This is a genomic window from Streptomyces sp. NPDC051664 (assembly GCF_044453545.1).
GTDB lineage: Bacteria > Actinomycetota > Actinomycetes > Streptomycetales > Streptomycetaceae > Streptomyces.
On record NZ_JBITCU010000008.1, the window covers coordinates 50763 to 62755 of the forward strand.

The window sequence follows — 11993 nt, forward strand, 5'->3', positions numbered from 1 at the left end:
GGTTCCCGACCCCACAGTTCCGTGCTGGAGGCATCCTCGCACCTGCCACTGACAACACGCCCGGGGGCCACCTGGAATTGATCTTGGAGCGTCGGCTGTGGTCCCAAAAATGCCTGCTTGGGGCGTTCCCGGGAGCCGCGCACGGGAACCGGGCGGCCGCCCGGGAGCGGACATGGGCACGTTTGTGCGGCAACTGTGCGGCAACCATCCGTCCGGCGTGCGCGTCTTCTTCCGGACACGACGGATCACACGTTCCGGACACGACGGCTCACTCGCCGTTCACGACCGGAGAACGACCGACCGGTGTCCCGTTCGAAGGCCGCGGAGCGGCACTAGAGTGGGCCGGAACTCCCGGGCGGCCCCGGGGGACCGCAAGCACCACGATCAGCAGGGAGCGCATGACGTGCGGCCGGTAGGCAGCAAGTACCTGCTCGAGGAGCCGCTGGGACGCGGCGCCACGGGCACCGTCTGGCGTGCCCGCCAGCGGGAGACCGCAGGTTCCGAGGCGGCCGTCGCGGGCCAGCCCGGCGAGACGGTGGCGATCAAGGTCCTCAAGGAGGAGCTCGCCAACGACGCGGACGTCGTGATGCGGTTCCTGCGCGAGCGCTCCGTGTTGCTGCGGCTCACCCACGAGAACATCGTGCGCACCCGTGACCTGGTCGTGGAGGGCGATCTCCTCGCCCTTGTGATGGACCTGGTCGACGGCCCCGACCTGCACCGCTACCTCCGCGAGAACGGCCCGCTCACCCCGGTCGCCGCCTCGCTCCTCACCGCCCAGATCGCGGACGCGCTCGCCGCCAGCCATGCCGACGGCGTCGTCCACCGCGACCTGAAGCCGGCCAACGTCCTGCTCTCCGAGCGCGACGGCCAGATGCACCCGATGCTCACCGACTTCGGCATCGCGCGGCTCGCCGACTCCCCGGGGCTGACCCGGACCCATGAGTTCGTGGGCACGCCCGCCTACGTGGCACCGGAGTCCGCCGAGGGCCGGCCGCAGACGTCCGCGGTCGACATCTACGGTGCGGGCATCCTGCTGTACGAGCTGGTCACCGGGCGACCGCCGTTCGCCGGCGGCACCGCCCTCGAAGTACTGCAACGGCACCTCAGCGAGGAGCCCCGCCGCCCCACCACCGTCCCGGCGCCGCTGTGGACAGTCATGGAGCGCTGCCTGAGCAAGGACCCGGACCGGCGGCCCAGCGCCGAGAACCTGGCCCGTGGACTGCGTACCGTCGCGGCCGGCATCGGCGTGCACGCCAACTCGGCCCAGATCGCCGCCGCCGACGGGGTGGGCGCCCTGCTCGCCCCCGACCCGGCGCCCCCGGCGGTCCCGGGGACCCAGGGTGCGGCCGACCCGACACAGGTGCTGCCGAGCAATGCGGGTGCGTACGACCCGAACGCGGCGACCAGTGTCATGCAGCACGCGCCCGGTCAGGGATACGGGCAGGGCCAGGGCGGGTACGCCGACCCGACCGCGGTCATGCCGCCCGTGCCGACGCGCCCGGACGGCCCGCCGCAGCCCGAGGGCCCGCACCCGTGGCAGTCCCAGCTGCAGGCGGCCCGCGACCGCAACGAGCAGACGCAGGTCCAGTACCTCGACCCGAGCCAGGACCCGCTGCGCCGCCGCCCCCAGCGCCAGCAGCAGCGTCCCCAACAGCCCCAACAGCCCCAGCAACAGCGGCCGCAGCACCAGCAGTACGGGCAGCAGCCCCAACAACAGCAGCAGTACCCCCAGCACCGCCAGCAGCAGCAGTACCCGCAGCAGCAGCCGCAGCGCCAGCAGTACGCGCCCCCGCAGCAGCCGCCGCCCCAGCAGCCGGCCCCGCGCCAGCCCCGCGAGCCGAGGCAGCGCAGCGCCAACCCGACGAAGATCCCGGGCCTCGGCTGCCTCAAGGGATGTCTGTTCACCGTGGTGCTGCTGTTCGTCGCGGGCTGGCTCATCTGGGAACTGACGCCGCTGCAGGACTGGGTGGCCCAGGGCAAGAGCTACTGGCAGGCGATCGGCGACGGGATCTCGGCCGCCACCGACTGGCTCTCCAAACTGGGCGACAGCGGCGCCAACTGACAGCGTGCGCACCACCGACTTCGTGGCTTTGTCGACTTCTGCGGGGCAATTTCGCCCGTAGAAGTGAAGGTTGGCGCCGTGCAGGGCACGCAGCACCCCGATCGACGCGTAACTTTGTCGACCGGGGGTTAGTGAGCGAGGTCCATCGCCAGCCGCTGAGGGAGCAGTCTTGGCACGGAATATCGGCAGCCGGTACACCGCCCACCAGATCCTGGGGCGCGGCAGCGCCGGCACGGTGTGGCTCGGTGAGGGTCCTGAGGGCCCCGTGGCCATAAAGCTCCTCCGCGAGGACCTCGCGTCCGATCAGGAGCTGGTCGGACGCTTCGTCCAGGAGCGCGCCGCCCTGCTCAAGCTCGATCATCCGCACATCGTCGGCGTCCGCGACCTCGTCGTGGACGGCAACGACCTGGCGCTGGTCATGAACCTGGTACGCGGCACGGATCTGCGCACCCGTCTCGACCGCGAGCGCCGCCTCGCCCCCGAGGCAGCGGTCGCGATCATCGCGGACGTGGCCGACGGCCTCGCCGCCGCGCATGCCGCCGGAGTGGTGCACCGCGACGTCAAGCCGGAGAACATCCTGCTCGACATGGAGGGCCCGCTCGGCCCCGGCGGCTCGCACCCGGCCCTGCTCACGGACTTCGGCGTCGCGAAGCTCATCGACACCCCGCGCCGCACCAAGGCCACGAAGATCATCGGTACGCCGGACTATCTGGCCCCCGAGATCGTCGAGGGTCTCCCGCCGCGCGCCGCCGTGGACATCTATGCCCTCGCGACGGTGCTGTACGAGCTCCTCGCGGGCTTCACGCCGTTCGGCGGCGGCCACCCCGGCGCGGTGCTGCGCCGCCATGTCACGGAGACGGTGGTCCCGCTCCCCGGCATCCCCGAGGAGCTCTGGCAGCTCCTGGTCCAGTGCCTGGCCAAGGCCCCGGCCTCCCGGCTGCGCGCCTCCGAACTCGCGGCCCGCCTGCGCGAACAGCTCCCGCACCTGGCCGGCATCCCGCCCCTCGACGTGGACGAGCCGGACACCGAACCGGAACCGCAGCCGTACGACGAGCAGCAGTACACCCCCAACCCCGACGAACCCCGCCGCCGCGGCGCGGTCCCGCTGGTCCCCGGCGCGTCTCCCGACTCCAACCGCGACACCCACACGAGCATGCGCGTCCCCGCCCCGGACGAACTCTCCGGCGGCCCCAGGGGCACGGCCCGGGCCCCGCGGGCCCCGGGCCAGCCTCGCCCCGGCTCGGCCCGCAACAAGTCAGCCGCCATCCGCAAACGCCGCATCACGCTCGGCGCGGTGGCGATAGTGCTGTGCGCGGCACTGGGTGTCGGCGGCTGGATGGCCCTGAGCGGCAACGACGCGGGCGCGACACCACAGGACCCGGGGAGCTCGGCACCGGCGGTGCCGTAGGCCCGTGGAGGTTCGAGCGGGTCCGGCCACTGTGGTCCCGGACACCCTGAGTCCGGCCGCCGGGCGGCCCGGCGGCCCCGTGCGCAAGGATTCCGGGCAGTGATCAAGCAGCCCGGGGCAGGTCCGCGCCGACAGCCGTTACGCTGGACCCGTGGCAGTCGTCGATATTTCCGAAGAGCTGAAGTCCCTCTCCTCGACCATGGGGTCGATCGAGGCCGTCCTGGACCTGGATGCGCTGAGGGCGGACATCGCCGCGCTCGAGGAGCAGGCGGCGGCGCCGTCCCTCTGGGACGACCCCGACGCGGCACAGAAGATCACCAGCAAGCTTTCGCACCTCCAGGCCGAGGTCCGCAAGACCGAGGCGCTGCGCGGCCGCATCGACGATCTTGCGGTTCTTTTCGAGCTCGCCCAGGACGAGGCCGACGCCGACACCCTCGCCGAGGCCGAGGCGGAGCTGGAGTCCGTCAGGAAGGCGCTCGACGAGATGGAGGTCCGTACCCTCCTCTCCGGGGAGTACGACTCCCGTGAGGCGCTGGTCAACATCCGGGCCGAGGCCGGTGGCGTCGACGCCGCCGACTTCGCCGAGAAGCTCCAGCGCATGTACATCCGCTGGGCCGAGCGGCACGGCTACAAGACCGAGGTCTACGAGACGTCGTACGCGGAAGAGGCCGGCATCAAGTCGACCACCTTCGCCGTGCAGATTCCGTACGCCTACGGCACGCTCTCCGTCGAGCAGGGCACCCACCGGCTCGTCCGGATCTCGCCCTTCGACAACCAGGGCCGCCGCCAGACGTCCTTCGCGGGCGTCGAGGTGCTGCCGGTGGTCGAGACGACCGACCACATCGAGATCGACGAGTCCGAGCTGCGCGTCGACGTGTACCGCTCCTCCGGCCCCGGTGGCCAGGGCGTCAACACGACCGACTCCGCGGTGCGCCTGACCCACCTGCCGACCGGCATCGTCGTCTCCTGCCAGAACGAGCGCTCGCAGATCCAGAACAAGGCATCCGCGATGAACGTCCTCCAGGCGAAGCTCCTTGAGCGCCGCCGCCAGGAGGAGCAGGCCAAGATGGACGCGCTCAAGGGCGACGGCGGCAACTCCTGGGGCAACCAGATGCGTTCGTACGTCCTGCACCCGTACCAGATGGTCAAGGACCTGCGTACGGAGTTCGAGATCGGCAACCCGGAAGCGGTCTTCAACGGCGAGATCGACGGCTTCCTGGAGGCGGGCATCCGCTGGCGCAAGCAGCGGGAGAAGTAGCAACCAGTTCGCGCGCGTACGGCGGTGCCGGGGCCCTCACAGGGCTCCGGCACCGCCGTTTTCGGTACCCGGCGGACACCGTGGCGCGTGCGGAATTCCGTCGCCCGAAGGGGAGTTGGGGCCGCGAGTTGCGTAGGCCCCGTGGTGAGTGCGTCACAGTCGTGATTCTGATTGGCGGTCAACTGCTCGCAAAACGGTGCACATTGCACGGAACAGGCTTGACGTAGTCCTTAACTCTGGACAGGGTGCTAGTGCAGCATGCGTATGTCTGGGACGGGTGTGGGCGGGGGAGGGCGGCTTGGCTACGGCAGTACGTGGCCCGGCAGGCCGAGAGCGCAACCCCTGGCAGAGCCGTGAGCCCGCATATGGCTGCTCCATTGACGAGAACAGCTACTGGGGGTAGCAGCAGATGACCAAGAAGACGCGAGTCCGCGTCGCGCGGATAGCCGCCGGTGCGGTAATCGCCGCGGGTGCCTCGCTGACCGCTGCCGGCGCGGCGCAGGCCGTCGGTATCGGTGTCAACATCGGTGGGCTCTCGGCCACGGCCGAGGCCAACGAGGACGGTCTCGACGTCGGCCTGGGTATCCAGGGAGACACCGAGGGCGGTGACGCCGCCGGCGGTGCCGATGTGTCCGGTGGCGGTGACGCTGCTGGTGGTGGCGATGCTGCTGGTGGTGGTGACGCTGCTGGTGGTGGTGACGCTGCTGGTGGTGGCGATGCTGCTGGTGGTGGTGACGCTGCTGGTGGTGGCGATGCTGCTGGTGGCGGTGACGCGGCTGTTGGTGGTGGCGACGCGGCTGTTGGTGGCGGTGACGCGGCTGTCGGCGGTGGCGACGCTGCTGTTGGTGGTGGCGACGCTGCGGTTGGTGGCGGTGACGCGGCTGTCGGCGGTGGCGACGCTGCTGTTGGTGGTGGCGACGCTGCTGTTGGTGGTGGCGACGCTGCTGTTGGTGGCGGTGACGCTGCGGTTGGTGGTGGCGACGCTGCGGTTGGTGGCGGTGACGCTGCGGTTGGTGGCGGTGACGCGACTGTCGGCGGCGGCGACGCTGCAACGGGCGGTAACGGCTCAGGCGGTCAGCAGGCCGGCGGCAGCAACTCCTCCGGCTCGACCACCGGCGGTGACACCAACACCTGCACCGTCGACCTCGACAGCGTCGCGTGCGCGGACAACACCGACACCGACAGTGTCGGCAACCAGCCGGTCGAGCAGGGCAAGGGCAAGGACGAGCTCGCCGAGACCGGTGCGGCCGAGACCACGTTCCTGCTGGTCGGCGCCGCGACGATGATCGCCGGCGGCATCGGCTTCCGGATCCTGCCGCGTCTGGTGAACGGCCGTACGGTCGCCTAAGGCCCCTGTGGCCGGTGGACGCGCCTGCGTACACAGAAGGGCCCGGGACAGCCGATCGGCTGTCCCGGGCCCTTCTACGTACGCTCACGTACTCACTCCGCCATGCGGGCGGCGGCGGTTACAGACAGCTACCCGGTCATACGGTCTGGTGCGCCAGCAGTGCCAGCGTCGCCAGCAGTACCACCAGCAGCGCGACCAGCATCGCCGGGCTCAGGCCCGCGAAGAGTCCCTGTTGCTCTTCCTGCTGCTGCAGCCGTGCGCGGCTGGCCCGGCATACCGGGCACCGGCCCTCGTTCACGGGCGCCGCGCAGTTTGCGCAAACCAATCGGTCATAGGTCATGCGCTTTCCTCCTCCCGCGCGGCGGAGCCGCATACGTTCTCTCCGCACAACGCTCATGGAAACGCATCCGTTCCCCCTCCACTCTGCCAGCTCGCGCGGATTTCGGCGCGGCCCGCCGGAAACGCCCGGTCCGTTCCGGCTCCGGTTGAGCCCCGGCGCGGTTCCGTTCCGCCATAAATCGCCCATCAGCGGACGCGCGCCTGCACGCCTCAGCCCGGTTCGCGTATGGTCACGCACACCTACTCCCGGCCGACCGTGGTGCATCCGTGATCCGATTCGACAACGTCTCCAAGACCTACCCGAAGCAGAGCCGTCCCGCTCTACGGGATGTGTCTCTCGATATCGAGAAGGGCGAGTTCGTCTTCCTGGTGGGCTCCTCCGGCTCCGGCAAGTCCACCTTCATGCGACTCATCCTCCGCGAGGAGCGTGCCAGTCAGGGCATGGTCCACGTCCTCGGCAAGGACCTCGCGCGCCTGTCCAACTGGAAGGTGCCCCAGATGCGCCGCCAGCTGGGCACGGTCTTCCAGGACTTCCGACTGCTCCCCAACAAGACCGTCGCGGAGAACGTGGCGTTCGCCCAGGAAGTCATCGGCAAGCCGCGCGGCGAGATCCGCAAGGCCGTACCGCAGGTCCTCGACCTGGTCGGCCTCGGCGGCAAGGAGGACCGGATGCCCGGTGAGCTCTCCGGTGGTGAGCAGCAGCGCGTGGCGATCGCGCGGGCATTCGTGAACCGTCCCATGCTGCTGATCGCGGACGAGCCGACCGGAAACCTCGACCCGCAGACCTCCGTGGGCATCATGAAGCTGCTGGACCGGATCAACCGGACCGGGACCACCGTCATCATGGCGACCCACGACCAGAACATCGTCGACCAGATGCGCAAGCGCGTGATCGAGCTCGAGAAGGGCCGTCTCGTACGCGACCAGGCCCGCGGCGTCTACGGCTACCAGCACTGAGCGGATCCGGCCGCGCCGGACCCGCTGAGCATCGAGTACTGAAAGGACGCCATGCGCGCCCAGTTCGTCCTGTCGGAGATCGGCGTCGGTCTCCGTCGCAATCTCACGATGACCTTCGCCGTCGTCGTCTCCGTCGCCCTCTCGCTCGCCCTGTTCGGCGGCGCGCTGCTGATGCGCGAGCAGGTCAGCACGATGAAGGACTACTGGTACGACAAGGTCAACGTCTCGATCTTCCTCTGCAGCAAGAACGACGCGGAGTCGGCGGCCAACTGCTCCAAGGGCGCCGTCACCGCTGAGCAGAAGAAGGAGATCGAGACCGACCTCGGAAAGATGAAGGCCGTCGAGAAGGTCACCTACGAGTCGGCCGACGAGGCGTACAAGCACTACCAGGAGCAGTTCGGCGACTCCCCGATGGCCGGCAACATCACGCCGGACCAGATGCAGGAGTCGTTCCGCGTCAAGCTGCACGACCCGAAGAAGTACAAGGTCGTCGCCACCGCCTTCGCGGGCCGTGTCGGGGTGCAGTCCGTCCAGGACCAGAGATCCATCCTGGACAACCTCTTCGGGCTGATGAACGGCATGAATGTGGCCGCGATCTTCGTCATGGCGCTGATGCTGGTCATTGCGCTGATGCTGATCGTGAACACCGTCCGCGTCTCGGCGTTCAGCCGGCGCCGCGAGACGGGCATCATGCGGCTCGTCGGTGCTTCCGGGTTCTACATCCAGATGCCGTTCATCATGGAGGCAGCGTTCGCCGGGCTCATCGGTGGCGTGCTCGCCTGCATCATGCTGCTGGCCGGGCGGTACTTCCTGATCGACGGTGGTCTGGCCCTCCAGTCGAAGCTGAATCTGATCGACTTCATCGGCTGGGACGCGGTCCTCACCAAGCTGCCGCTGGTCCTTGCGATCGGGCTGCTGATGCCCGCCGTTGCCGCACTCTTCGCGCTGCGCAAGTACCTCAAGGTGTGACATGCGCCCCGTGGGGCGCGCGGTGAACCCGCCGTGCGCCCTCGGAGTGTTGTCCTAGACTCAACGCCATGTCGGGCCCCACGCACGCTCTCGGGCCCCGCGGTCTCTGCCGCGGGGCGGCCCTGACATTGGTCTTCGCGAGCGTCCTGGCCACCGGGGCGGCCACCGGATCGCTGCCGCACGGGCACGGGACGAGCACCGCGATGAAAGCCCGTGCCGTCGCCTCCACCGCCGACCGCGACGAGGTCGCGCACGCCGCCGCCGAGGCACTGGCCGACGGCAAGTCCGCTACGGAGGCGGCCGAGGAGGTCGTCAGCCGCAGCGGGGACCGCTGGGGCGCGGTGTACGACGAGCGGGAGTACGAGGAGTTCGAGCAGGCCCTCGACGGCTCGTACACGGGGGTCGGACTGGCCGCGAAGCGCTCGGCCGACGGGCTGGTCGCCGTGGCCCGGGTCCAGCCGGGCGGCCCCGCCGACCGGGCCGGTATCGAGCGGGACGACCTGCTCCGTACGGTCGACGGCCACCGGGTCGACAAACGCCCCGTCGCCGAGGTCGTCGCCCTGCTGCGCGGGGACCGTACGAGCGCCGCCGCGGGCACCACCGTCGTGCTGGGCGTCCAGCGCGGCGCCACCGGCCCGACGAGGACCCTGACGCTGACCCGGGCCCGGCTCATCACCGAGGCCGTCACCGTCCAGAAAATCGGACCGGACCGTTCCGATTCCTCCACAGCTGTACTGATCAAGGTCGACTCGTTCACCAAGGGCGCCGGCGCCAAGGTCCGCGACGCGGTCCGGAGCGCACCCGCGGGCGCCGGGGTGCTGCTCGATCTCCGGGGCAATTCCGGCGGGCTGGTCACCGAAGCCGTGGTCGCCGCCTCCGCGTTCCTCGACGGCGGGCTGGTCGCCACGTACGACGTGCACGGCGAGCAGCGAGCCCTCTACGCCGAGCCGGGCGGCGACACCGTACGACCCCTCGTCGTCCTCATCGACGGCGGCACCATGAGCGCGGCCGAGCTGCTCACCGGCGCCCTCCAGGACCGGGGCCGCGCCGTCACCGTCGGCTCGCGTACCTTCGGCAAGGGCTCCGTCCAGATGCCCAGCAAGCTCGCAGGCGGCTCGGTCGCCGAGCTGACCGTCGGCCACTACCGCACCCCGGCGGGGCGCAGCGTCGACGGGCACGGCATCACCCCGGACCTCGCGGTCTCCTCCCGGACCCTGCAGCGGGGCGAGACAGTATTGAGTGGCCTCGGGGGTGGGTCGTAGTGCGAAAATGGCCGCACTATGGCTAAGGAAAAGGACACAGGGCGCAAGCTCATCGCGCAGAACAAGAAGGCGCGGCACGACTACCACATCCTCGACACCTATGAGTGCGGTCTCGTACTGATGGGCACCGAGGTCAAGTCGCTGCGGCTGGGCCGGGCCTCGCTGGTGGACGGCTTCGTCCAGATCGACCGGCATGAGGCGTGGCTGCACAACATCCATGTCCCCGAGTACGTGCAGGGGACCTGGACCAACCACTCCGCCAAGCGCAAGCGCAAGCTGCTGATGCACCGGGCCGAGATCGACAAGCTGGAGTCGAAGTCGCAGGAGACCGGGCACACGATCGTGCCGCTCGCGCTGTACTTCAAGGACGGCCGGGTCAAGGTCGAGATCGCGCTCGCCAAGGGCAAGAAGGAGTTCGACAAGCGGCAGACGCTGCGGGAGAAGCAGGACCTGCGGGAGACGAACCGCGCGATCTCGGCGGCCCGGCGGCGTCAGCGGAGCGCCTGAGCGCGCTCCGGCAGGAATAGGCTGGCACCGTCGGGCGTTGGTCACGTACGATGGCACTGCACCTCACAGCGGGTGTGCCTTTGAAAAATCAACATGGGGATGATCGGTTTCGACAGCGGATGTCGAAGCAGGGGAAGCGAGCCGAGGAAGCGGCAATGATCTCGTAAACCATATGTCGCAACCAATAATCGCCACTTCCAAGAGCGATTCCCAGTCCTTCGCCCTCGCTGCCTAATAAGCAGTGAGTGAGGGACCCTTAATGGGTGTCAGCCCGGGGGTGTTCCCGACCCGGACCCTGGCATAATCTAGGGGACTAAACCACTGAGCCCGGTCACGGGGTTCAGTGGGAAATCAAACAGTGACTGGGCCCGTCGGAGACTTGTTCGCGAGATCTCCGGGGCCGAGAAAATCGCAGCGAACTGCGCTCGGAGAAGCCCTGATTCTGCACCGTTGGACGCGGGTTCGATTCCCGCCATCTCCACAATTCCCATGTGAACGAGGACCCCGTTGCCCACCGGCAGCGGGGTCCTCGTTCGTGTCCGGGGTCATGTCCGGGGTCATGTCCGGCGGATTCCGGCCGCCGCGACGGCCAGGGCGAGTCCCGCCGCGCACACCGGGACGACGTATCCCGAGACCGCCCCCGTGTGCTCGACCATCCAGCCGCCGGCCGCCGAACCGGCCGCTATCCCGCCCAGCAGCGCGGTGACCGAGAGCGTCATGCCCTCGTTCAACTGACCCTCGGGGGTCAGCCGTTGCACCAGCGTCATCCCGGTGACCATCGTCGGCGCCGTGGCCGCGCCCGCCAGCAGCAGACTGCCGGCCAGCGTGAGCAGCGAATCGCTCGCGGAGGCGGCGAGCAGCGGCAGGGACATCAGCGTCGTCATCCCCGCCAGGCACCACAGCAGCCGGCGCCGGATGTCCGTGGCCGGGCGCAGCGATCCGTACAGCAGTCCCGCCGCACACGAGCCGCCGGCCTGGAGCGCCAGGATCGCGCCGCCGGCGTGCGCGATCGTGACGACCTCCATGGCGCCGAAGACCGCGCCGGTGGCGAGGAAAGTGGCGAGCAGCGCGGGCATGCCGCGGGTACGCAGCGGGGAACCCGCCCGGGTGCGGGGCGCCACCGGGGGCTCCGTGGCGCGCTGGGCGGCGAAGACCAGCACGCCGGTCATCAGCAGGATCGCGCCGATCAGCGTCCCGGCCTCCGGGAAGAGCGCCGCGCACAGGAGCGCGGCGAGGGCGGGGCCGAGCATGAAGCACATTTCGTCGGCGGCCTGTTCGAAGGAGTTCGCGGTGTGCAGCGCGGCCGGGTCGCCGCGGTGCAGATGGGCCCAGCGGGCGCGGGACATGCCGCCGGTGTTGGGGGTGGTGGCGGTGGCGGCGTAGGCGGCGAAGAGTGTCCAGGCCGGGGCGTCGTAGTGCACGCAGAGCAGCAGCGCGAGCGATCCGAGCACGGCGATCGCGGTGGCGGGCACGGAGATCCTGGCCTGGCCGTACCGGTCGACGAGCCGGGCCGTCCAGGGCGCGACGACGGCGGTCGCGGCGAGTCCGGTCGCGGTGACCGCTCCGGCCAGGGCGTACGAGCCGCGCGACCCGGCGATCATGATCACGGCGCTGACGCTGAACATTCCCATCGGCAGCCGCGCGATCAGATTGCCGGTGGTGAAGGCGCGGGCGCCGGGGGTGGCGAGCAGGCGGCGGTACGGGTTGGCGGAGGCCCTACGGGCGGGGGCGCCGGTGCGCGGGGCGATCACCAGCAGGTCGCCGGAGACGGCGTGCAGCGGTGTGGTGGGCGTGTCGGACGGCATGGTTCAACCCTCGCGGCGTCCGGCCGGTGCGGTCCAACACCTGCTCCGCACCCATTCACGCACATCTGTTGTAAGTTC

At 69.9% G+C, this 11993-nt stretch carries 10 protein-coding genes and 1 other RNA gene; 9 read left to right on the forward strand and 2 right to left on the reverse strand.

Annotated elements, in window-relative coordinates; genetic code table 11:
* Window positions 1-403: 403 nt before the first annotated feature.
* The 4 genes from ACIA8E_RS17210 to ACIA8E_RS17225 all read left to right on the forward strand — a co-directional run bounded on the left by ACIA8E_RS17210 (window position 404) and on the right by ACIA8E_RS17225 (window position 6076).
* A complete protein-coding gene (locus tag ACIA8E_RS17210; RefSeq protein WP_399298778.1) occupies window positions 404-2062 on the forward strand; it encodes a serine/threonine-protein kinase in 1659 nt (552 codons plus the stop codon).
* A 169-nt stretch (window positions 2063-2231) separates the two neighbouring features.
* Window positions 2232-3470: a serine/threonine-protein kinase gene (locus ACIA8E_RS17215; protein ID WP_399298780.1), complete on the forward strand. Its 1239-nt coding sequence runs from the start codon at window positions 2232-2234 to the stop codon at window positions 3468-3470.
* A 151-nt stretch (window positions 3471-3621) separates the two neighbouring features.
* A complete protein-coding gene (gene prfB / locus ACIA8E_RS17220) occupies window positions 3622-4728 on the forward strand; it encodes a peptide chain release factor 2 (RefSeq protein ID WP_389725933.1) in 1107 nt (368 codons plus the stop codon).
* Between the two features lie 409 nt (window positions 4729-5137).
* The gene (locus tag ACIA8E_RS17225; protein WP_399298782.1) at window positions 5138-6076 is read left to right on the forward strand and encodes a hypothetical protein; all 939 of its coding nucleotides are present in this window, start codon (window positions 5138-5140) and stop codon (window positions 6074-6076) included.
* A gap of 136 nt (window positions 6077-6212) precedes the next feature.
* On the opposite strand, the gene ACIA8E_RS17230 is transcribed toward ACIA8E_RS17225, so the two are convergent.
* Window positions 6213-6416 (reverse strand): hypothetical protein, encoded by a 204-nt coding sequence (locus ACIA8E_RS17230; RefSeq protein ID WP_030922919.1) that lies wholly within the window; start codon window positions 6414-6416, stop codon window positions 6213-6215.
* A 266-nt stretch (window positions 6417-6682) separates the two neighbouring features.
* Here ACIA8E_RS17230 and ftsE point away from each other — a divergent pair, with 266 nt between their 5' ends.
* The 5 genes from ftsE (at window position 6683) to ssrA (ending at window position 10594) form a co-directional block, all read left to right on the forward strand.
* Window positions 6683-7372 carry a cell division ATP-binding protein FtsE gene (gene ftsE, locus ACIA8E_RS17235; protein ID WP_356125377.1) on the forward strand — a complete coding sequence of 230 codons (690 nt, stop codon included), beginning with the start codon at window positions 6683-6685 and terminating at the stop codon, window positions 7370-7372.
* 51 nt (window positions 7373-7423) lie between these two features.
* Window positions 7424-8341 carry a permease-like cell division protein FtsX gene (ftsX, locus tag ACIA8E_RS17240; RefSeq protein WP_399298785.1) on the forward strand — a complete coding sequence of 306 codons (918 nt, stop codon included), beginning with the start codon at window positions 7424-7426 and terminating at the stop codon, window positions 8339-8341.
* A gap of 68 nt (window positions 8342-8409) precedes the next feature.
* Window positions 8410-9603 (forward strand): S41 family peptidase, encoded by a 1194-nt coding sequence (locus ACIA8E_RS17245; RefSeq protein ID WP_399298787.1) that lies wholly within the window; start codon window positions 8410-8412, stop codon window positions 9601-9603.
* 18 nt (window positions 9604-9621) lie between these two features.
* A complete protein-coding gene (gene smpB, locus ACIA8E_RS17250) occupies window positions 9622-10110 on the forward strand; it encodes an SsrA-binding protein SmpB (RefSeq protein ID WP_030922931.1) in 489 nt (162 codons plus the stop codon).
* Between the two features lie 95 nt (window positions 10111-10205).
* Window positions 10206-10594: a transfer-messenger RNA gene (gene ssrA, locus ACIA8E_RS17255) on the forward strand.
* A gap of 73 nt (window positions 10595-10667) precedes the next feature.
* Here ssrA and ACIA8E_RS17260 read toward each other — a convergent pair.
* The gene (locus ACIA8E_RS17260) at window positions 10668-11915 is read right to left on the reverse strand and encodes an MFS transporter (protein WP_399298789.1); all 1248 of its coding nucleotides are present in this window, start codon (window positions 11913-11915) and stop codon (window positions 10668-10670) included.
* Window positions 11916-11993 lie beyond the last annotated feature (78 nt).